The sequence below is a fragment of the Francisella hispaniensis FSC454 genome, from assembly GCF_001885235.1.
GTDB lineage: Bacteria > Pseudomonadota > Gammaproteobacteria > Francisellales > Francisellaceae > Francisella > Francisella hispaniensis.
This window is the reverse complement of record NZ_CP018093.1, coordinates 666,263-689,573: the sequence shown is the minus strand read 5'-3', so window position 1 is coordinate 689,573 and position 23,311 is coordinate 666,263. Positions and strand designations below refer to the sequence as shown.

Genomic DNA, 23,311 nt, shown 5'->3' with positions numbered 1-23,311 from the left:
CTATGTCAAAAGTAGATCATATTTTCAACTTAGAAGAGCAAGGATTACTAATAGATATCAAAGATGATTCGAAAGGATGTACTACTAAACTAGAGTCTTCTGGAAAAATCACTCATAATGCAACTGAATCGATAGAGTCAACAGCTGATAAACAAATAATTGAAAATGTTAAAGACTCAAAGATATCAATAACTGAAAAAGAAATTTTGTTAGCTACTAAGAAGTCAAGCATTATGCTTAATGATAATAAAATTATTATCAAAATAGGGAGTTCATCTATTGTCCTTGATGATTCAAGTATTTCGCTAGAGTCTGCAACTATTAATATAAAAAGCTCTGCTAATATAAATATTCAAGCATCACAAAATATTGATATCAAAGGTCTAAATAATAGTATCAAAGCAGATATAAATCTTAATGCTGAAGGTACAGATGTAAATATTAAAGGAAGTGTAACAGCAAGTATAAAAGGCTCTGCAGCAACAATGGTTGGATAATATATGGATAGTATTAATAAAGGGTTTGAGAATTTATTTAACAATATTCATTTATATTATGATCAAGAAAAAACTTTTAGAATAAGTAAGCTTGATCAGTGTATAACTAATATAATTAAATTCAAAGACATAAAAAATTATACAAAATTTGATATCTACGATCTGACATACCTCATCGAAGACATAAAATACTCAACAAATCTAATTTTATCTGACTCTGCCTTGGATTTTCATAATCTAATATTAAAAAATTTGGATAACCTACTAGATTCTATTGATATTAAGTATTTTGCTAATCTTATGAAAAATTTAAAAACCCTTTTGGAGAATTACAAACTGATAATAGAGAGAGATATATTTCATCGAATAAAACTTATAAAAACTAAGCAAATCGATAAGTTAGAGTGTACATTTTTAGACTATATAAAGAACGATAATCCCCGTGCTTATAATGATAGGCTTGTAAAATCATATATAAAAACTATACAAGATCCCGATTCTACTGAGACTATAGATGAGTATAAATCATATTTCGATGCACTTAAAATATTTATAAAAGACCATAAAAATATAGATAACTTCATTCCCTTTAGAAAAAATCCTATTTTAAGCTTATTAAGATTAGCTTATTTAATCAAAAACAATTTATATAAAATAGATCTTCTTTTAGCTAGTGATGTTATTCTTTTAAAGGCTTTTTATTCTATAAAAAAAGATATACTCAAATTAAAACTTATAAATAAAAAATAGATCCTAATCTCTCTATAGTTTCACTGACATTATTACAAAATAATCCTTCAGTAAACTTAAAGAAAACCCTCGAATTTATAGATTTACAAATTTTTGTTATATCTCGGTATTTTGATGATTTCCCTTTACAGGATATTTTTTTCCAAAAAAAATCTCAAATAGAAATTGCTTGTTCAGAATCACTAGAACAACTTATTTTTAGTTTAAAAAATATCTCAAACATAATGTTTGATGAGGAAACACTATACAAAAAAATCAATATAAAAAATCGACTCTACAAAAACCTTTTTTTAAATAATGACCATAATAGTATTATAGAAGATATTATGGAAAAATCTCCAGCAAACTTATTAACCAAGATAGCTAATAAATACTTTCAAATACTGCTAGATATAGCATCAATAATAAATATTCAATTAGTAAATGATAATCTAGAACTCATTTATCCTTTCTTAGAATTTGAAAAATATTTTAATCAAATAATTTTAGAAGTATCAAAAAAATCGCAGTTTGACCACAAGAAACTAGAGAAAAATATTCAAAATATTATTAAGCTACATCCTTTGCTAAATCAAAACTATTGCATATTAAAAGATAAGGAACAAGAAATTATTGATAATCAGAAAAGTATAGAAACAAATGATTTATCTAAGCTTAATATTTTCGTTAACAGGAAAGGTTTCTCTTCCTATAAAGAAATTAAAACCTTAAGATCAAATGATTATAAAAATATTGAAATCAATAAAACTTTAACAAAAGTCAACAAAAATATTTGCAATGGTAAATATGAAGGCGCTTTTGAATCCGCTAAAGAGCTAACTATGCTTCTTTTAAGTAAAAATTACTATATGTGTCCAACTTTAATAGGAATATATAATCTACCTCCTATTTCAAATAGCTTTTTTTTGGTGCTTAAAGAGATTACAAATAATCCAATCATTGATAGTATAAAAAATAAGCAAGAAGATTATTGGAGAATTTAAATGTTAGATATTATAAATGACTCTCTAAAACGCCTAGAAGAAATAGCAACCAATAATCAAAGTACTAGTAGTTCAGTATCTGATTTGATCTCAGAATTAAATAATATAAGAATCTTACTAACTCAAACAAAACTTAACTTATCAAACAATGCATCAATATTAACCCCATCAATGGGCGCTCAAATTAAATGTTCGTTTAGTCTAGCATCAGGAACCTATATTAGTACAAGAGTAAAAACACTAGCAAGTAACTTACCAGCTTCAAATATCACTGATTCTAAACTTGGAGTCAACATATTACCTTTTGCTGGATGTACAAATCCAGCAAATCCCACAATGAATCCATTTAGCTTCCCTTGGGTATGTATTCCAAATTTATCAGCATTTATTCCAACAAATCCTACCACGCTGCTAGAAAATGCTCCTATAACTACAATAAATAGTAAATCAATGTGTATGTTCGCCCCAGGAGGTATAGTTAATTTTATTAATAGTGGACAAATAAATGTAAAAACATCTTAAAAGGTTATTGTCATGGATAAAGTAAAAAAAGATTTAACTATAAATGATGCTAGCATTCTTAAAAAAACCTTTGATAGATTAAGCAATGATCTAAGAGATGATTTTGATAAGAGAATTTTTGATTATAGCAATAGTCTTTTATTTAAATATTACAGTAGCCTTTATTACTTCCTTCCTAAATCATGCTTATTAGAAATAAATGATAAAGGACATAATGGCTACTATATTCGACCACAGGAATATTTTTTCATAGAAGATAAAAGAACTGGCAAAACTCTAACATATACAACAAAGTCAGAAAATATAATAATTCCCATTAGAGAGATCATAACCATAAAACAAAGTGATACATCAATAAATATATCATTGGACTTTGAAAATAACTTCGACTACGACTATGTTACTATTTGGTTAGATCCTAGTCTATGTGAAGAAAATCCTTTCTTTGCAACATACATATTTAACCAAATATTAGAAGATAATTATGGCTCAGCAAAGATTACATTCTCAAATTATAACTATGCAACAAAAAATATACAAATAGAACCAATTAAATTTCAAATTAAACCAACAGAAAAGTTAGTTCTTAATATTCATTATTCTAGCCTTCTGTACGGTTTTAATATAAAAATTAAAGATTTATTTAAATACAAACATAATGATCTTAAAAAAATCGACTTTTTTTTAAAGATTAAAACTGATAATTATAGTGAAGAAAAATTATCATCTCTATTTAAAGTTAATTTAATACCCATATTTAATAGCTTTGATGACTACTCAAGTGCCTCATTCGCTTCAATGAATCTCTCAGATAGCAGGTTAAGACATCATCAAAAAGACGACGCTCAAGCAATAGAAGTATTATCTGTTTATGAAAATAATAAACAATGTGAATTTGATAGTTTCGTTTTTGTGGGGCAAAATGAGTATTATTTTAATCGCAGCACACAATCTTTAAATTATAGTACAGTATTGCCTCAGCTTAGCAACAAAATAATAGGAACAAAAGTACACACATATACAACTTGGACACAAGTAACTGAGATTTCTGAGCTAATTGAAATTAACTCAAATGCGATAGCATCTATAAGCTGTAATATTTCTCCTTTAATTATTAACAAAACTCTAAATAACTACAATAGTAATGCTAAAGAAATGTTTAACATAATAGATATGATTAACTCTAAAAACATCTATACAAAAACAACATTTCTAGCTATTGCAAAGCTATTAAAAACCAACAGTAATGATATGTCATTACTATCAATGCTTATACAAAATGTTGAGATTGATTCTACGATAAATGAACTAATTTTAACCTTTAGCGACAAATATAACCAGAAATATAAACATTTCTTAGATTTTTATATTGGTATTATATGCAAATTTATAAATCAAAACACCTTTAGTTTTATTAAAAAGATAGTTTTGAATAACTCCAGATAAAGGATATTAGTGATGAAAGACTTTATAGAGATAGAAATAATTCTAGATATTATAAAAAGTACAAAAGAAATTATAGAAGAAAATAGTAATGATAATGAGAAAGTGTCATATCATCGTAATAACATAAGAAAAAATATTTTCTTCCTTCAAGAAGAACTCTTAGAAAAGTACAGCGAGACTGTATGTAAATATGTAACTTTTCCAATACTTGCATATGTTGATGAAAAATTGATGTTACTCAGAGAAAAGTCGGGAAGCAATATTTCTTGGAGCTTACTACAATTAGAATATTATGATAGAAAAGATGGTGGTGAATACGTTTTTGAGATAGCCGATAATATTCTATCAGAGAATATTTATCCACAAATTTGCTACCAGACAATCTCATTTATTCTCCACAATGACTTCTATGGCAAATACTACGACAATATATATAATCACAACTTCATTGCTTATAAGAAAGAAATCGATAAACATATAATAGAAAATTCCAGTATTGATTCAGTTAGTTTTATTGATATCCCTGTTAATAACCCACCACTATCGAGAAGATATCGCAAGATATTTAAGTTCTTATTGAGGGTGGGTGTTCCTTTAGGGCTGTTCTTTTTAAGTTTACTAATTTTCCTAAGCTGGTAGCAGGAGGAGGTTTTATGAGTAAGTTAATATCTACTTTAAACAGTATTGACTTAGTAACTCAAGATAAAATAAATCTTATTGGTAATATGCAAATCCACGCAAAATATGAAAATGCTGAGTATAAATCATTTATTGATCAATTAATAGATAATATTAATATTAATAAAAGCATAGATATATATAGTTTATTTCTATCTTTAAATTCAGAAATATGCCTTAATTTATATGAGATTGATAACATCGCTGAAATTATTAGCTCTTATTTATCTATTCTAAATACCAATTTCACAAAAATTAGTCCATCAGAATCAAAACAAAAATGTGAGTTGGCTGAAAAAGGAATAAATAAATTCTTAGTTACTATGGATATAAATTTTGCAGAAATGAAAAGTCAAAATAATTTATCATCAAATAACATAGAATTAATTATAAAACTTATAGAGCAAATAATAATATTTTTTGAGAATAATAATTTAAATTATAATCCTGATTTAAAAATCCAGCTAAATAAGACTCTCAAAAAAATAGAGCATTCTTTGGTTTTAGAAGATCAAAAAACTCATGAGTCTACAGTTAAAGAAACAATAAGTGAAACAAAAAAGAAAGAACAAATTAGTACTACCGATAAAAAAACCATAAAAGGTTCTGAAAAATGGATAGCTCTCATTGAAAAAATTGAAGTTTTAAAAGCTCTAGTTGAAAGCGAAAGGATATTTGAAACTTCTATTGTTTATAATGATATCCAAAATTTATTAGTTAACTTCGATCCTAAAGAGTATTTTCCTGAAATTTTCTTCCCATTATACAAGAAAATAGCTCCTTTTATTGCCAATATCCATAAAAACATAGACTACTATTCATCAAGTATCCAATGGAGCATAGCTCAAAAAATGTACAACATAGATTATAAGAGTTTTTTAGATAATCTTGAAAAAATGCCAGAAAATAATTTTTTAAATTCTTCTCCTGATATAACTAAAAATTTCTTTTATGAAACATCCTCAGAACTAAAAAAAACCCCTATACAAGATCATAAAATAATGGCTGAAGCAGATGCCATCAAAAAAGAAATAGAAATAAAACAGCATCCTAATATTAAAAAAAATCAAAATAATGGAGAAAAAATTTCAAGTGAGATAGATGAAGAATATTTTGAAGATCTTTTTGACATATAAATAAGTATTGGAAAATATTAAGTATGCAACATATTAATAAAAATATCTCTCTAAATAATTTTGTAAGTCTTCTAAAAAGTCAGAAATATTCTTTGAAAAGAATAAATTTCATACCCGTGATGGTTAATAAAACCTCATCTCCCACCATATTAGAAATATATGAGAATAAAGAAAATCTAAATGTAAAAATAAACATCTTTAAAATCAAACCTTTTGTTAAACTACAAAACATTTATCAAGAATATACCCAAAACAGTAGTGACCTAGCTATTGAAATACTTGAATATGGAGTTAAAGCTTTATTAAAGATATACATTTTAGATACTAAAGCGCTATATAAATTCACAACAAAAAATAATTATTATATTCAATATGCTCCAAAATACACCATAGATAACATAATAAACAATATCTATAAATTACTCTCAGAGGACTATTGCACAGTAGTAGATTATAAACAAAAACTAATCAATATAAAGAGAAAACAAATAGTAGTAGGAGATTCTTACGTTGGAAAATCTTTCTTAGGAGCATATACTCCTTCATATGTTTATATTATAAGTATTAACATATATCTCATTAGTAAAAATCAATATGTCATAAATAAAATCAAAGCTCAAATTAAAAAAATTGAGGAAAAAATTACAGATATCGCATTTAAGATAGAGCTTGAAATATCAATTGAAAATAATAAAAAAAATCAAATATACCTAGGTTATTTTAGTTTATGAAAAATCCGAATCACTATCTGATAAATTAAGGAAAGTACATATGAGCGACAAATATAAACTAAATATCTGTTCTGAAAAAATAGTACTACCTAAAACAACAGATTTCAATATGATAAGTAAACATGATATTAAAGAAATCAGAGTAAATGCTAATTTAAAAAAGAAAATACATTTATTCCAATTTGATGAAGATTATTTAGCAAATATTAGGCACTTAAGAGCTATTCATCCCTCAAAAATAGCGATGCAAAAAATTAAATCAATTCGCAATAAAAAAAATTCTTTTATAATTGCCATTTTATCTTTAGATAAAATAATTCACAAAACTAAATTTATCACTTTTGGACATAAAAGCGTTATTTTTGATTTTAAGAAACTATGGGGATTAGTTGATTTCGTAATAGTTCATACAAGTAATAAAACCTGGGTTAATCATAAGTTAACATCATTTATGCCATCAATTACATACTGTAATCAAAACATCATCCATTTAGCATACCATTCTGATTTTTTATATATTTATCATACTCCAGAATTTATGGATGACATAAATATAGATCGAGAAAATAGAAGAGAGTTAGTGGCAAAAATTCCAGATCCATACTGGGTAAGAGCTGATACGAAAGAAAATAAAATCAATATTATTTCTGAAAGGGAAGATCTAGAAAAAGATTTTAAAAAAATAACTAAATTAAAAAATTTTGAAATAAGCGCAAATGATATTTTTTTCTCAAAAGCTATAAAAGCAGTTCCAAGATTACAACGTGAAAATAAGAGTAAATTATTTAATTCATTAGTGATTGAAAATAATGAAAAAATCAAATGTGACATAATTGATTATGTAATATCTAATGCTTGGTATAAAAACGAGGTGTTACTTGAAAATCTGACGACATTTTTAGACGCTCTAGTCGTAAGACATCTCTATTTAATAGCAGTTTACTCAGTTTATGAAATAGAAATAGGTATTAAATCAGTAAAACCTGAGTATAGTAAATTATTAAAAGCTGGCTTATTGAACAAAGATATTCAAAATCAATTAATATATGATCAAAAGAAAATTGGCAATATTATTTGGCTTGGTGAAACATTTCATGGTTTAGATATTGAAGAAGCTCAGGCTTTATGTGAGTTTCTTGATGAAGAGAATATTAACCCGAAAATTAATCCTATAAATTCCAAAGAGCTATATAAAACCTACAAAGAAAATTATAAAAGCGATTCAGAAAAAATTTTAAGTTTGACAAAATACAAAGAGAAATATAATTTTTTAAATAATGATAAGCTTAGAGAAGAACATGCAAATAAACTTTCAAGCATATTAGAAGATCCAAAATTTAGAGTTCTTAGCTATATAAATGCATTTTTATGTTCAACTAAAAATTATCTAGTACCTTATGGGTATTTAGGAAGTAATCCTCTTACATACTATAATTGTATGCTAGAAACCGGAAAACGTAGAACATCAAAAGAAGCATATTTTGCTGATATAAGAAATAAATTGTTTATAGTATGCTATCTTCCTGGCTTCTTGAGCTCTGTAATTGCTGATGATGACTTTATAGACTGGTATTCTAATAAAATCGAAAATCAAGAATTACTTAAAAACTCTTATTTAAATAATTTATATAAATCGCATCAAAAATATATAAAGAATTTCATCGATCTTGATGTTATCAAACTTCTAAAACAAACATCATCACAAATTAAACCAAGTTATATACCAATAGCTTTTAGATATGGTGCATTTGCCTCAACAACTGCTTTGATAAGATCAAATGCAAATGTTTCTAATCGAATGGAGTTTGAATTATATGACTCACCTGAAAGATTACATAATCAATACTCAGAAAAAGAGGAAATGATTATGCCAAAATCGGTTAATAAACCCAAGGATCACTCAATTGACAATGGAATGTCTTTATTTAGCCTTAATCTAACAAATGAAAAAGAAGATGGACTTCGAAAAGTTATGTTGAAAGTTGCGCAGCTATATAATCTTGATTTCAAGGTAGGTATCTCAGGAAATTTAGATCAAGCAATGACTCAGGCATTAATACTTGGGATGGCAACTACAAAAAAAAATGGCGATATCGTAATTGATGAAGATCAAGTGCTATATATGACATACTTATACTGCATTTTCATGGCACATAGTGTCGATCATACTGTAGATGAAATACTAATGTCCTCAAATACTTATATGTTAAATTCTAAAGAGGAAAAGTATCCTATTGTTAATATAGCTAATTTTTTTGCTAGACCTGTATTTAAACTTTCTAAGGATAAACATTTTAAAGCATTAGTTGAGAAGTATGAAAATAGCCTAAAACCTAATTCAAAAATTCTCAAAGAGAATTATATAAGTAGAGTAGCCACACTATCTGAAGTATATGAAGATATATATAACTTAAATTGTTTATATAGTTCTCTATCAGAAGGATCATTGTATAACCTACTATTAACTCATAGCGAAAGAAACTGTACTTTATTAGAGCAGTATTCTCGTAAGAAGAGGGCTGAGATAGGATCAGTCGATGATGGAGTCATAAAGAACTACAATAGCTATGCTGCGATTAATCAATATACCCATTTTGTATCATTAGGCATAATGTGTGACAGTGGTGCAAAATACTCCTCTTCTCATACGATACAGACAGAAAAAGATTTCAACTTATACTCACCAGATAAAGAACAGATAAATTATCTAAAATATAACTTTAAAGATAATAAATTTGATGCTGTTTATAAAAACAAAAAGAGCAAAGAAAAAAATCAAAACAATATTGTGTATGCAAAAAAACAAAATACGCGATATTGCTACGGATATTTTAACGACTTTTTCGTTAAAAATAGAATTACGACTTTTTATAGAATAAAAGATAAATCAGGTAACTATTTAGTAAACTTACATAATGAAAAATATAGCTTCGCAACTCCTAATTCAGATTCTAAAATATATAGAGTTTCACCAGAATTACTTAACAATAGAGATGACTTTAAAAGAGTATCTAAAGATATTATAAAATCATATAAATATATTAGTTTTGATAAACAAAAGGAGGATATAGTTAAAAATTTTGGTAAAAACTTATATCATACTAATTATGAGATATGGGTTGGGCTATCACATCAAGCTATATCATGTTTTTCAGTTTTAGATAACATAGATACACAAGAAGCTGCTAATACTTTTATCGATGCTTTATATTATGTTAGATTAATGCAATTATATTATGGCAAAACTATACCCTTTTTGTGGATTAGTAGCGCAATTGTAAGGTACTCCTCATCAGAAACTCACTACTATATACCAACAGAAGAAAACTTTAAAAATATACTTGAAATTGCTCTTAATAATGCCTCAAAACCAGTAATAGAAAGATTCTTAATTATTCTTAACATATATAATAACACTATTGATGATAATACTTTAATTTTAATACGCTGCCGTTTACCAATAATATTATTTGAACATGAAGAGCAAAAACTCAAATTAAAAGCTCTACAAAAATATGCTGACGCTTATAAAAAAAATAATTATAAAAACGAAATTAATTTTAGTGCTTGGTTTGAATCTATATTTCACGTTCAAAACTTATCCTTATCTCCTAATTATATTGGCGATAATACTCTACTGATGGAATTAATTGAAGAATTAAAAACTAAATGTAGCGAGTACAAAATAAACATGATTAATCAACAAATTATAGCTAGAGCAAATGAATTAAATTTTTATCAACTTCTAATAATAGTTATTGGAATATCAACTTATCATAGGATACTCACAAAATCAACTATAACTAATACAACTCCGATATTTTATGATATATTGAATAAACCAAAATTTCAAAAAATAAATAAGCTAATAGATAAGCTGTTTATTCATAAAAATAAAGATCTAAGTACTGACAGGTATAAAGCTTTTCATACTAAGCTTATAACTATTGAGGAAACCTATAAAAAAATAAATAACTTATATAAATCAGACTTTTTTAAAAAAATACCATCATAGGTTAAGGATACAAATACATGAATAAAAAAGTATTTGAATTATTATTAATTTTATTAATATTTGGTAGCACATGCCAACAAGGATATAGTAATACAATAACAGCTAGTATATTCAAATTGAAGAATAGCTCTAAAAAAAATGCTACTATCTTTCTAAATTTGAACGAACTCTGTCCAACCAGTATAGGAGCATGTAAAGATGAGAATGATAATAATTGTATTTATGCAACAGAATTAATTAGAGATCCAGTTAGTCGTACTAACTATTATTTAGCAGTACCAATTACTCCCAAATCAGTTAAAGATTTAACAATATTATATAAATATAATAAAGGAGAAATACCTCCAGAAACGATAGGCATATGTCTAAGCTTATTGAAAAATAATCAATATGAAACCTACTTTTCACAAGTTACATATAATTGGTTTGTATCTTCAGAATTATATTTATCATCTAGTGAAGGATCTATTTTTATAAATAAAAACATTAATAATTGTAAGAACTATGATAAAGGTAGTTTTTTAAGAGTAAAGCTTAACCGTATAGCTGATGGCTGGGCTATTCCTCATTATGAAAAGAAAATTACTATAAAAGACTGTAAAAAATAAACTTATTCATTTTGATAAAAATTTAAAATATGAAAGCGTTGATTTTATTAGCTTTCACTCTTCTTTAAGAATTAAAACTAAATATTAAATCAATGGTCTTTATATTTAGTTAAGAAAAGGCTATAAAGAAATCAAAATTCTCACTACCTTCAAAAGCTGTAAATACCGCACTACTATCTGCTAATATAAAATCCCATTCTGAACCTTTTTGGATTTCATATATTGCATCGATATTATCAAATCGAGTTGTAAAATTGATCATAGAATACTCAACATCAACAAGCTTTACTCCTGAAAGAGACAGAGTTACAATATTCTTATTTCTACTAATACTAGTAATCCTTAAAGCATTTTTATTTTCAAACCTTACATTGGCTGGAGCTGTTGCTTTCTTTTTGATGAAAATATAATATCTGGTAGCCACAAAAAACTCTTCAGGAAAGCTTTCACATATATATTTTTTTCCATGCAATTCAAACCTGATAAAGTTATTAATTTTCCTATATTCACAAAGAGTTAACAACCTATCAGCAAGTAGATTTAATTTACTCAAAGGTTTTTGAAAATCAAACTCAATAATTTCAACTTCTTCAACTTTATCTAGGTTAAGTTGAATTAAGCTGTAAATATCATCAATTAAATCAAATATTTGTTTCGGGGAGCTATTTATTCTATTAGATTCTGCAAACTTTAATTCTCTTTCTAGTTTATTAATCAAAAACACAAGCAATATCGCAGCATATGTCCTTGAAGCTGAAAAAACAAAGCGATTGAAAGATTTTAGTTCAGAAACAATCCTATTAAGCTTTATAAAAGCTTCATTTATAGAATAATGATTAAGCGTTAATAAAGGAAAGTCATAAATTTCTGATACTAATCGTCCATTATCTAACTTAAATAATGCAATTTGAGTACTATGTTTAAATCCATAGTTATGCTCTGATGATAATGACAATTGGTTATGGATATATTTAACCCCATCTTTTTCAATCACTTTCTCTCTAATATTCAAAAATAAAGGAACTTCGTCACTTAAATTATCAGTCATTATTTGCAAAGATAATGGATAAGATTTATCATAAAAAACATATGTTTTTTCATCTAAGTATAATTTAAGATCTTTTATAAGAATAAGTCCCGTCTGCAAACTTTCAATATCTAAATCGAAGCTAACAATTCCCTTATTAAGATTAGATGGTAAATAGCTAGCAGCACTTAACCTTTCTAAAACAGATAGATTCGCTTTATCAAGAATATCGCTATCTAATCTTAAACCATCTTCCCAATAAATTCTTTCTAGAAACATTAGAATCAACTCCGATCTTACTATGCAGCTGCGATATATCCTATTTTAGCAACTCCTTTATCTGTGCTAGCTGCGCAACATACAGGGAGGCTTCCTTGAGATGTCGTAAGACCATCTATAGAGATAATATGATAACTCATTCCATCTTTTGAAACACCCATAAGTTCTGTTGGCTCTATACTAATACTAAAGGCTTTAGCACTTATTGGATATAACTCTAAATTAGATAGATCTATCATAATACCCCATGCCTTATCAGTTTTATACTCTTGTTTTTTATTAGAGTTACCTAACTTAATTTTCATATCTGTAGCACTTGCTTGCAATATACTTGAAACTTTTTCTTCAAGTTTAGTTCTAACACTTGACTTAATTAGAACACCAAGAGTAATACTTATTGTTGGATTTATAGAGCCTGGCGTTATAGATAAACGTATTACACTAGCTGCAGCTGTGGCAGAATCAGCTTTTGTGACATCATCCCCACCCTCTATAGCAACAATATTTTTATCAAGCTTCTCCCCAGCTATAGTTAAAGAATCAATGAATAACCTACAATTAGGATGAGATCCTATACATGCGGTAGGATCAGTTCTCACATGAATGGTCTCGCCACTTGTTACTTGTTGTCTTGTTATCATCTCGCTCATAATCATTCTCCTTTTTTTAGTTATTATTTGTACCGAATAATTCTGGTTCAAGTCTAGTATCTATAGTCATTGTAGTATTCATTCCTTCAAATTGAATGTGTGGAATTACATTTATTTTGCATGAATACCAACCAGGTTTACCCGATATAGTTTTAACCTCGATAGAAACATTTCTGAAAGGATATCTCGCCATTTCTAAAGGGGTTGGTTGATAGACTGTAGTGACAAATTCAGATATCCAATCAGAAAGAATTTTTTGAATCGACTCAACATCCACTATACTGCCAATCTTATCTCTTATTACACATTTAATATAATGAGATATTCTCGATATACACATAGTATAAGAAAGATTGGCAATTAATCTTGAGTTTGCAGAGTCAAAACCATCGACAAATTCTTCGATTTTTTTAGCAGAATTCACACTAAAGAAACAAGCATTACTGGTACCTTTTTCACTTACAAATGGTATCAAGCCAATATTCGCAAGTGATAACTCCATATAATCAGCAAATAATACATTTAAAGGTGGCTTTGTTTCTAGAATGCCTTTGTTATCATATACGCAAGATACCAAATTCCTAACATAGCCACCACTCTCAACCCCTCTTATATATTGAAACCATCTAGTTTTATCATAAGATCTCATCATATTTTTAACTAGATGAATTGATGAGGGGCCCCATAGATAACTTTGATTATCATCATAATCAACAAACTCATTAAAGCCTTCCATAAGCTTGTACTGAACAGGATTATTCTCAGGATTATATGGTTGACGCAACATAAAATCACCTACGGTCAAACCTATATATGCAGCAACATCAAGGTTTCTAAAATCATTCCACTCTTTATATCTAGGATGCTCAAGCAAAGCTTCAAAACTTTTTATATGAGTGATTTCTGATAGATCCTTAACACCAAAGAATGATTTATCAATTGATGCAATAAATGGTGCATGAGAATTCTTTGCCACCATACCCATTCCAGTCAACCAAATTATATCATTTGTAGTATTTTCAAAGTTATATAATCCTAGTATCGCTCCGTAAGGTTCGCCACCATATTGATCAAATTCTGAAACATATACTTTTTTAAAAAAGTCGCTACTAGATATATCATATAAATTTCTCTCGAAATCATATTGTAATTCTTCTTTTTTTACATCTAATATACTTACTTCTACATTATCATAGTCATCTTGACAAACCTCTTGCACCTTTAGCCATTCTTGCTCAAGTGCTCTAAACTCATCATTAGATATAATAGAGTTAACTTGTAAATCAATAAGCTTATCAATAACTGTAATAACTTTCTGGATATATTTTTGATTATAATTATTTATATCATTATTATTTGCTAATACCAAAGATAGCGCCATGAGGTTTCTAGCATTGTAGTCAGTAGATAAGGATAAAACTTTAGAAGCATCATCTGAAACATCAAAATCTATATTTTTGAGTACACTATCAACTTCTGTAGATCCTCCAAAATTATTTAAAAGCTCATCGATGAGACTTGATTTATTTTTTGACATAAAAAACCTCCCTACTTACCATCTACTTGTTGATTGTTTAAGCCTTGAGATTCAATCGCATCACAAGAGTCTTTAATCGTATAATTTGTCAAAGCAGGAATCTTACCCTTTAATGCTTCTAATTCATTAGAATCTGAAAAAATCATATCTATAGTTTTCTTGAGATTACGATTATTCTCAATATCCTTAGCAAAAGATGCTAATATCTCTTTCATTTCAAGCAAAGCTTTGATTTCAGGAACTTTTTTAGCAACAGCATCGGGTCTAAAATCTTTGATACTTTCAATTCTATAATTAACTTTCAAATTACTAGGATCTTTGGAAACAAAGTTTGGTGCCTCAAAATCAAAAGAGATATTCATCTCTTCTAAAACTCTATCAACACCATTGTTTACTCTTCTGACTTCTCTATCTGCGAACTCTTTTTTTGCATCCACAGATCTTCCTTTTGATAAATCCCCAACGACTAAAACTCTATAAGGTAGTTCTTTTTTCTTTAAGATACCATCAACATTAGTTTCATAATTTATCATTAACCTTGAATTTGGGATTTTATTTTTCGCCATATTATCATCCTTTTTTTTAAACCCTTATAAGCAAATTACCCTAACAAAGTCAATAACACAATGTTTATACAGCTAAATTTAAACCCAGATCATTGGTCTATACTTTCTATTTAACTCATCTATAGAATGTCCTTTAGCTGGTATAATTGCTAAAACACTGAAACCTTGTGAACTTCTAATCTCTTCATGCTCAAAACTAAGGGTTAATGCAATTTTAGCATCAACTATACTTTTAATTTTTCTGATATACGCATCTTTGCTTAAATTACTATATGAGTATAATGAACTTTGTTGATCCTTATTAATTTCAATCGAAACATCATTAGTTATTGGATGATATATTAGACCAATATTAAAACCAGTTTTATCAGTATTTGTCGAATTTTCTTGTTTTAAGATCCTAAATCCCATAAATAACCTCTCTAAATCTTGTTCATCAAGCGCAATTATATTGTCATAAATACTTTGTAAGATAGCTTCAGTATTAGCATCCCTATCAATGCTAGTAAACTTCTTGACTTTACCATCTCTCACTCTGACTGGCATTTTTTTGATGTTAAGCTTTATCTCTTGTTGGCCTTCTTTGAAGAGTTCTGACGAATAGCTAAATATCGATTCAACTATTACTCCTGTAACGCCACTTTTTTCGACAGTATAGCAAATATCCTTTAACAAACTTTTATTTTCATTAACCAAAGTAAAGAATGCAGCATTTGGAATACAAATCGAAGCACATAACTGTTGTACTTCAACGAAACTATCCATAAAACTCAACATATTAACTAAAGCAGACAGTAATTCAGCATTATCACTAATCTTCCGAGTTAAAACTTCATATGGTTCATATAATGATGTTAAAATCTGCTTAACCATATTAAGGTGACTCTCAGAAACATTATGAGAGCCAACTCTGGCATTTCTATTTTTTACCATCCTTCTTAGTAATAAATAAAAACCTCTAACAAGCCTATCTAAAGATTTTATAATCTTACATAGTTTAATTACAGTTTCAGAAGAAGAGTTATCTTCTTCAAAGGTAAAGTTTATTACTAAGCCAGTAAAATAAGCATACTCCTGAGAAATTTCAAAATCAAAACCAGGAAGTCTCTCTTTAAGCCAACCAGTAAAACTAAAACTACCACTACTTGAGAAAGCTCTCTTAAATGATGAACTACTTTTCCATTTAGCAACCTTATTTAAAATAACTAAATTATCTAATAGTTTCTTTTGGCACTCCATCATTGGTGATACAAATGTTCTTATAAAGCTAGCTTCATCATCTATCATTACAACTTTTATATACTTTTGAATTGCTAACTTAGTAAAATATTCTTCAAAAGTGATCTTATATTTATTTTTTTCCGCTGAAAAATTTGATAGCTCTTCTAAAGGGGATACTCCAAGCATAGAAACTCTTGAGTCAAGCGAGTACATTCTATTAAATCCAGCTAGACTAACAGTTGAACCTAAAGATACAGAAGAGGCTTTATTATTCTCAGTAATTATACTGCCAACACCTTTGTTACAAAGCACATTAATAGATGTATAACTGATATTTGACTCTGGACTTATTACAGTAGCAGTATTTTCTAAAGTATTAATAAGCTCTTTAGTTTTATTAGCATTTTCTTTTTGGTTTAGAAAATCTTTAGCTTCATCTTTTCCTGACTCACTAGTCATCATTTTGCAAAGATTAAATAATATAGGTAAGTGACTGTCATTACCAAACTCAATAATGTTTATTGTTGACATCTGATCTCTAAACTCTTCTTTTTTTAGAGTTTGTGAGTAGTTAATTAAAGTATCCTGAACATAGAAAGAATCTGGATTATTGAATATTTTTGCCTTATTAAAACTAGGGTTATATTGCTGATAACTCGTAGATAATATCTCTTCAGATGCTTTTTTCTTTATATCTATAGATGTAATATCCTTAAACTTAGAGTTTAGCTTATTCAGATCCTCTCCAATACTACTAGACAACCCTGCTAAAGACGAGTTTTGTGATAAAACATTAAGGATATCATTAGAATCAATATTTGTTAGGTTCTCACCTTTAAGTTTATAAAGCTCTCTCAAAGAATCTATTACTGAATCAAAAGTACTACCTTTATCATATATACTTGACGAACTATCCTGCATAGTCTCAAGAGCACTATTCTGAGTTGATTTAACCAAATCAAAATCGTGCTGATCAGCATTTGAAATATTCTCTATCAAAGAGTTAGCCTTATCTTTTGCACAATTACCAAACTCAACATAATCTTTTGTCAGATCTTTAGCCATAGATCTCAACTGGTTTTTAAAATCTAAGCTTTCGCCACTAAACAACCTCTGAGTAGAATTTTCTAGAAGACCTTGTTTATAAGCTGTTGTTCCTTTTAATTCATGTCGCTGAGCCATTGAATAACCCATGCCTGATTTTGTATTATATGACCCAGATGTTTGATTAAAATCTAACATTTTAGTAGTCATGGGAATAGAGATTCTTATAGTTCTAAGCTTAGATGCCGACTTCTTAGAATATAAGCCAAACCTTGCTTTGATCTCCATATCACTAAATTCAGATAAGTTTGGTATTTTAAAAGGAGATTCAAAACTTTCTGCAATATTATTTTTAACAATAGAATCAACTTGATTTCTAAATTTATTAACAGCTCCCTTAACATCAGCAAATCCGATTAAGCTATCAGCTAATATTTTACCTTTTATTTCACCTTGCAGAAGATCAAAACTTGCCGTTTTAGTCGAGGTTTTCACCTGGATCAATGGGTTTTCATAATCTTTAGAACTAACACCAAGAGTCATAAGACCCTCACCATTTTTTTCAATGCCTAGACTCTGCCTATCATAATTACTCTTTGAATAACCAGAAAGTGCACTCCTACCAAAATAAATCTGTTCAATTTCTGGATATGTATATTCTCTAATTAGATCAAGTCCATCCCTAGTTTCAGGAACTAAGTATCTATACGAGCCTTGCTGAACATTTAGAATAAAACCTAAATCATTTAAACGCTTACTATATTCTTTAAATTTTGGTGTATAGATAAGACTTTTTGCTTCTCTAGAACCTTTTGCAGTTACTAACTTAAGATTTATATTTCCTTTAAAATTATTTAACAATTGAATGCATTCAGAGTCAGTAAACTTTAATCTATTTGTAGTAGAACCTATATCTACATCATAACTAAATAATGCAGATGAAGCTTTACCACTCATCCTTAGATATAATGGAATAAATGATTTAACATCTCCTCTTTTACTATCAAATACAGGTAAATTAGACCAAATATTTATACACGAACTCCCAGCAAAACTTTTTTCTCCAGTGGCTGCAAGACTAGCTGCTGCGGAGATATTTTCACTATTAACTGATAATATTGCATTAAACTTAAATTTTGGTAATGATGTCAGCTGGGCTATATTACCACCACCAAGCATCTGGTTAATACTTGACTTTATAAAAAAACTATAGACGTCTGTATCAGTAATACTACTCCATAGCCTAACTCTAGTAGGATCTTTATAAAAAGCAAAATCTCTATCTTTTATTCTTGTAAGAAAACTTTTTTGCTTATGAGAATACTCGAGAAAATCTTCAAAATATTTTTTTCTCTCTAAGGCGTATGTATTAGCCATAACATCCATCGTTTTAAGTTTCTGAGCCACAATAATCTCATCTTCAAAAAACATATGTCTTTCAACGTCATTATAAAACCAAGCTTTGATAAAATCAAAAAAGCCTCCATTTACTTTTTCTTTTTTCAAATCATCAGTATCATATAATAAATCGTTGATATCTTGATCCATACTTACTACTCTTACAAGTAAATCATAGTATAATCTTTATTCTTACATGAACCTTATGATTGGATAAACCTATTTTACAGCGTTTTTGTGATTGTTTTTTTAAAAGAAATTTATTTGACCTAATATAACTCTACTTTTTGCTCCGGTTGCAGATGGTACATTATTATAGTTTTTATGAAGAGTTTCATTGCCTAATACTGCAAAGGCTATAGCCTCTTTTGCATCACTACTCTCACCAATATCTTCAAATGTTAATACTTCAACGTCAACTAAATCTGAAATAGTTTTTATTAAGAACTTATTATATGCTCCACCACCTGTAAATATTATTTGATCTAGTTTATTTCTATTAAATACAAAATCTTTATAGGCACTGACTATACTTTCTGCTGTAAACATTGTCAAAGTATGGACTATATCTTCAGGTTTATTTTGCTTATATTTAGCTATAATCTTATCTGTATACTTGATTCCAAAAAGCTCTCGACCTGTTGATTTAGGTGGTTTCTGCTTTAGATAAGGATTATCCAAAAGCTCTTGTAACATATCTAGAATAACTATCCCGGCTGCGGCAGTATCACCATCTTTGTCATAATCTTGATTAAACAGAACTTCCATAGCTCTATTTATCATCATATTTCCAGGTCCCGTATCAAAAGCATAAATATCATCAATATTTGCATTTTTTGGGATAATTGTAGTATTTGCTATTCCGCCTATATTATGTAAAGCTCGTGATTTATCTTTGTCTCTATATAATATATAGTCGACATAAGGAACAAGTGGTGCGCCATCACCACCAGCAGCTATATCTCCAGCACGAAAATTTGATACTACGGTTGTCTGACATTCATAAGCAATTGTTGCAGCATCACCCAATTGTAATGATGATTTAACAAAACCTTGTTGATTATTTGCTTGATGATAAATTGTTTGTCCATGACTTGCTATAAATGCTATATCTTTTAAATTCAAACCATTGGTTGCTACTAGTTTTTTTACCGCAGTTGCATATTCAATACCAAGTTTAAAATTAAGACTACATAATAGCTGAGCGTTGCTTGTTGATAGATCTAGTGACTGTTTGATGTTACATAACAAGTCAGCAGAATATGGATATGTTTGACAATCTACCAATTTAATATCAGTATCTAATCCTCTGCCTCGAATCTTACACAAAGCGACATCTATTCCATCCAGTGATGTCCCAGACATAACTCCTACACAATATTTATATTCACTCAAAACAGATACCTCATTTTTAAATATATACAATTTATTAGATACTAAAAAAATTCCAAACTCAATGCTTAAAACTTGTTTAGATATATAAATTTGTTTATTCTAAGATAATAAACAATCTCTTTATCAAACATCCATGAGATTCTTACAACTAAAAATTTCACTATTTCTCACTTTCTTTATTAGTGCTATTTTGCTTAATAGTATTGGTATTGTAATTCTACAGTCAGTGACTTATTATCAAGTTACAGAAGTTCAAGCAAGTATTCTTGAAGCGTTCAAAGATCTAACTATTGCAATAGTTTCATTCGCCATTTGTTCATTTATTCCAAGATTTGGTTATAAAAATGCAATACTCACCGGATTAGCCATTATTGCTATAGGTTGTATTACTATTGCTAGTATTGATAGCTTTCTAACAACTAAAATACTATTCATACTAATAGGTGTAGCTTTCGCTCTTATTAAAGTATCTGTATATTCTACAGTTGGTTTAATCACGGATAATTCAAAGGCACACGCTAGTCTGTTAAGCTTATTAGAAGGTATATTTCAAATAGGTGTAGTATTATGCTTTTTTGTATTTAGTGTATTTATTCATTTTGGTAACTGGCTAGAAACATATTGGTTGCTAGCTAGTTTATGTGTTATTGCATTTATTCTGCTTTTATTTACCAAGCTTGATGAATCAGCTGTACAAATACCAAAGGCATCTAACTTTTTGGTAGACACCCTAAGTATGCTAAAGCTTATAAAATTACCAATTGTTGTATTATTTATAATCAGTGTCTTTTTTTATGTATTTATTGAGCAAGGCGTACAATCGTGGCTTCCAACATTTAATACTAGAGTTCTCCATCTTTCTACATCGACTAGTGTCTTTATGGCGAGTGCTTTTGCTTTGAGTATAGCAGCTGGGAGAATCACATTTGGTTTTATCATGAAAAAAATTGACTGGAAAACAATTATTATTATAGGCCTTATATGCTGTGGAATATTAATAATATCAACTTTACAATTATCTAGATTAATAATCCCCACTCAAACCGATTCTTCTATAGCAATAATTATCGCGCTATTATTCCCTATGATTGGCTTCTTTATGGCACCAATATATCCAACTCTATGCTCAAGTGTCCTTAGTAGCCAACCTGAAAACCTACAAAGTGCTATGACTGGTTTGATTATTATATTCTCAGCATTAGGAGGCACTATAGGATCTAGAATAATTAGCGAAATATTCTCCCATTTTGGTGGAGTTACAGCTTTTTATAGTGTTCTAATACCGATTACTATTTTAGTACTTTTAATACTACCGTATGCAAAAATTCATGGAAATAAATAATATGATCAATAATCAGAATTTACTAATTCAATTATCAGGGGAGCTCTTTGAAGCTGTTCAATTACAACCCTGTTTTAATGACTCAAAATACTTTGTTGATATGACGCCTAAGAGATCACCTCAAAATATTCTAAACGACTACAGAAAACTTAAAGGCTCTAATGATTTTAATCTTAAAGCTTTCATTGAGGATAACTTTTATCACCCAATTACTGAAAAAATTTTTGCTAATACTGAAGAAATATCATTATCACAATACATAAAACAAATGTGGAGTTTTTTATATCAAACTTTTGATGAACCAAACTCTTTAAGCTCTCTTATACCATTACCAAAACCTTATATAATTCCAGGGGGAAGGTTTAGAGAGGTTTATTATTGGGATTGTTACTTCACTTGTGAAGGTCTAAGAGTAGATGGTAAAATCCAAATGATTAAAGATATTGCTAATAATTTTGCATATCTTATAGATATACTTGGCTTCGTACCAAATGCGAATAGAAAATATTACCTAACTCGCTCTCAACCTCCTTTATTTTATTTGATCGTAAATATCTTATATCAAGAACTTGGTATATCCGCTATTGAAAAATATCTACCAATATTAGAAAAAGAGTATTCTTTTTGGATGAATTCTCAAAGGAACATAAATGGATTAAATAGATATTGGGATAACTCTGACACTCCTAGACCAGAATCATATCGAGAAGATATCGAACATGCAAAAAACATAAAAAATAAATCAGAGTTTTATCGAAATATTCGTGCTGCTTGCGAATCTGGATGGGATTTTTCTAGCCGCTGGTTTGCCAAAGCGGATGATTTTAATACAATCCAAACTACTGATATCTTACCTATTGATTTAAATAGTTATTTATATGGATTAGAACATTTACTAGGTAAATGGTTCATCGAAGTTTCACAACAAAAAAAAGCTACCAAGTATCTAGAATTAGCAAAAAAAAGAAAACAACTTATCCAAGATAAATTTTGGGATAATCAAAAAGGATTTTTTTATGATCTAAACCATATTACGACTGAACTTACAGATATTACAAGTCTAGCGGGAATAGCTCCTTTATTCTTAAATATAGCAACAGATCAGCAAGCCCTAAAAGTTGCTAAAATCATAGAAAAAGATTTTTTAACTGAATATGGTCTTATTACAACTCTTACAAATACAACACAACAATGGGATTCTCCAAATGGTTGGGCTCCATTACACTTTGAGGCAGTAATAGGCTTAAAAAATTATGGGTTTGATGAACTTGCAAAAACTATTGCAACAAGGTTTATAAGTACAGTTAATACAAAATTTAAACAAACTGGAAAAATTCGCGAAAAATACGATGTAATAAGCCCCGAGCAAAAAGCAGGAGGAGGAGAGTATATAGTCCAAGATGGTTTTGGCTGGACTAATGGAGTAGTTGAAAGTTTTATTAAAATGTATAATTTATGAGAAATAATTCTTAAGAAAGTTGTCAAT

Annotated in this window: 16 protein-coding genes and 1 pseudogene; 11 read left to right on the top strand and 6 right to left on the bottom strand. The window is 28.5% G+C overall.

All coding sequences use genetic code 11. The features are described from left to right. Positions 1 to 2 precede the first annotated feature (2 nt). From tssI to pdpE, 9 genes and pseudogenes are all read left to right on the top strand, one after another. Entirely contained in the window at positions 3 to 497 is a 495-nt protein-coding gene (gene tssI / locus FSC454_RS03375) for a type VI secretion system tip protein TssI/VgrG (protein WP_066046883.1), read from the top strand. Positions 498 to 500: 3 nt separating this feature from the next. Continuing rightward, positions 501 to 2,230 (top strand): annotated as a pseudogene (gene iglF, locus FSC454_RS03370) (type VI secretion system putative effector IglF). Next, positions 2,231 to 2,752: a type VI secretion system PAAR-like protein IglG gene (gene iglG / locus FSC454_RS03365; protein WP_066044919.1), complete on the top strand. Its 522-nt coding sequence runs from the start codon at positions 2,231 to 2,233 to the stop codon at positions 2,750 to 2,752. It begins immediately after the preceding pseudogene. Positions 2,753 to 2,764: 12 nt separating this feature from the next. Beyond that, positions 2,765 to 4,198: a type VI secretion system baseplate subunit TssF/IglH gene (iglH, locus tag FSC454_RS03360; protein WP_066044917.1), complete on the top strand. Its 1,434-nt coding sequence runs from the start codon at positions 2,765 to 2,767 to the stop codon at positions 4,196 to 4,198. 12 nt (positions 4,199 to 4,210) lie between these two features. After that, on the top strand, positions 4,211 to 4,837 hold the full coding sequence (locus FSC454_RS03355; RefSeq protein WP_066044915.1) for a DotU family type IV/VI secretion system protein: 627 nt from the start codon (positions 4,211 to 4,213) through the stop codon (positions 4,835 to 4,837). Between the two features lie 14 nt (positions 4,838 to 4,851). Next, the gene (locus tag FSC454_RS03350) at positions 4,852 to 6,012 is read left to right on the top strand and encodes a type VI secretion system protein IglI family protein (RefSeq protein ID WP_071794775.1); all 1,161 of its coding nucleotides are present in this window, start codon (positions 4,852 to 4,854) and stop codon (positions 6,010 to 6,012) included. Between the two features lie 23 nt (positions 6,013 to 6,035). Beyond that, positions 6,036 to 6,743: a type VI secretion system baseplate protein IglJ gene (gene iglJ / locus FSC454_RS03345; RefSeq protein WP_071794774.1), complete on the top strand. Its 708-nt coding sequence runs from the start codon at positions 6,036 to 6,038 to the stop codon at positions 6,741 to 6,743. Between the two features lie 40 nt (positions 6,744 to 6,783). Then, complete coding sequence (pdpC, locus tag FSC454_RS03340; protein WP_071794773.1) at positions 6,784 to 10,758, top strand: type VI secretion system effector PdpC; 3,975 nt, start codon at positions 6,784 to 6,786, stop codon at positions 10,756 to 10,758. A 17-nt stretch (positions 10,759 to 10,775) separates the two neighbouring features. Further along, positions 10,776 to 11,366, top strand: a complete 591-nt coding sequence (gene pdpE / locus FSC454_RS03335; protein WP_071794772.1) for a type VI secretion system protein PdpE — start codon at positions 10,776 to 10,778, stop codon at positions 11,364 to 11,366. Positions 11,367 to 11,475: 109 nt separating this feature from the next. On the opposite strand, the gene tssK is transcribed toward pdpE, so the two are convergent. The 6 genes from tssK to anmK form a co-directional block, all read right to left on the bottom strand. Further along, positions 11,476 to 12,672, bottom strand: a complete 1,197-nt coding sequence (tssK, locus tag FSC454_RS03330; protein WP_014548674.1) for a type VI secretion system baseplate subunit TssK — start codon at positions 12,670 to 12,672, stop codon at positions 11,476 to 11,478. A gap of 20 nt (positions 12,673 to 12,692) precedes the next feature. Next, entirely contained in the window at positions 12,693 to 13,322 is a 630-nt protein-coding gene (gene iglC / locus FSC454_RS03325; RefSeq protein ID WP_014548675.1) for a type VI secretion system tube protein IglC, read from the bottom strand. A 16-nt stretch (positions 13,323 to 13,338) separates the two neighbouring features. Continuing rightward, a complete protein-coding gene (gene tssC, locus FSC454_RS03320) occupies positions 13,339 to 14,859 on the bottom strand; it encodes a type VI secretion system contractile sheath large subunit (RefSeq protein WP_014548676.1) in 1,521 nt (506 codons plus the stop codon). An 11-nt stretch (positions 14,860 to 14,870) separates the two neighbouring features. After that, positions 14,871 to 15,425: a type VI secretion system contractile sheath small subunit gene (tssB, locus tag FSC454_RS03315; RefSeq protein WP_066047482.1), complete on the bottom strand. Its 555-nt coding sequence runs from the start codon at positions 15,423 to 15,425 to the stop codon at positions 14,871 to 14,873. A gap of 78 nt (positions 15,426 to 15,503) precedes the next feature. Then, positions 15,504 to 19,238, bottom strand: a complete 3,735-nt coding sequence (locus FSC454_RS03310) for a Pathogenicity determinant protein D (RefSeq protein WP_066047485.1) — start codon at positions 19,236 to 19,238, stop codon at positions 15,504 to 15,506. Between the two features lie 99 nt (positions 19,239 to 19,337). Beyond that, positions 19,338 to 20,453: an anhydro-N-acetylmuramic acid kinase AnmK gene (gene anmK / locus FSC454_RS03305; RefSeq protein WP_066047488.1), complete on the bottom strand. Its 1,116-nt coding sequence runs from the start codon at positions 20,451 to 20,453 to the stop codon at positions 19,338 to 19,340. A gap of 220 nt (positions 20,454 to 20,673) precedes the next feature. Here anmK and FSC454_RS03300 point away from each other — a divergent pair, with 220 nt between their 5' ends. Next, entirely contained in the window at positions 20,674 to 21,825 is a 1,152-nt protein-coding gene (locus FSC454_RS03300) for an MFS transporter (protein WP_244148265.1), read from the top strand. A 1-nt stretch (position 21,826) separates the two neighbouring features. Further along, positions 21,827 to 23,284, top strand: coding sequence for a trehalase family glycosidase (locus tag FSC454_RS03295; RefSeq protein WP_066047529.1), 1,458 nt, complete (start codon positions 21,827 to 21,829; stop codon positions 23,282 to 23,284). The last annotated feature ends 27 nt before the right edge of the window (positions 23,285 to 23,311 follow it).

Bases quoted from the DNA above. Each gene is read 5' to 3' on its own strand.
- iglG (WP_066044919.1), top strand. From the start codon at position 2,231: ATGTTAGATATTATAAATGACTCTCTAAAACGCCTAGAAGAAATAGCA.
- iglH (WP_066044917.1), top strand. From the start codon at position 2,765: ATGGATAAAGTAAAAAAAGATTTAACTATAAATGATGCTAGCATTCTT.
- tssB (WP_066047482.1), bottom strand. From the start codon at position 15,425: ATGGCGAAAAATAAAATCCCAAATTCAAGGTTAATGATAAATTATGAA.
- tssK (WP_014548674.1), bottom strand. From the start codon at position 12,672: ATGTTTCTAGAAAGAATTTATTGGGAAGATGGTTTAAGATTAGATAGC.
- tssI (WP_066046883.1), top strand. From the start codon at position 3: ATGTCAAAAGTAGATCATATTTTCAACTTAGAAGAGCAAGGATTACTA.
- tssC (WP_014548676.1), bottom strand. From the start codon at position 14,859: ATGTCAAAAAATAAATCAAGTCTCATCGATGAGCTTTTAAATAATTTT.
- FSC454_RS03355 (WP_066044915.1), top strand. From the start codon at position 4,211: ATGAAAGACTTTATAGAGATAGAAATAATTCTAGATATTATAAAAAGT.
- pdpC (WP_071794773.1), top strand. From the start codon at position 6,784: ATGAGCGACAAATATAAACTAAATATCTGTTCTGAAAAAATAGTACTA.
- FSC454_RS03295 (WP_066047529.1), top strand. From the start codon at position 21,827: ATGATCAATAATCAGAATTTACTAATTCAATTATCAGGGGAGCTCTTT.
- pdpE (WP_071794772.1), top strand. From the start codon at position 10,776: ATGAATAAAAAAGTATTTGAATTATTATTAATTTTATTAATATTTGGT.
- FSC454_RS03350 (WP_071794775.1), top strand. From the start codon at position 4,852: ATGAGTAAGTTAATATCTACTTTAAACAGTATTGACTTAGTAACTCAA.
- anmK (WP_066047488.1), bottom strand. From the start codon at position 20,453: ATGTCTGGGACATCACTGGATGGAATAGATGTCGCTTTGTGTAAGATT.
- iglC (WP_014548675.1), bottom strand. From the start codon at position 13,322: ATGAGCGAGATGATAACAAGACAACAAGTAACAAGTGGCGAGACCATT.
- iglJ (WP_071794774.1), top strand. From the start codon at position 6,036: ATGCAACATATTAATAAAAATATCTCTCTAAATAATTTTGTAAGTCTT.
- FSC454_RS03310 (WP_066047485.1), bottom strand. From the start codon at position 19,238: ATGGATCAAGATATCAACGATTTATTATATGATACTGATGATTTGAAA.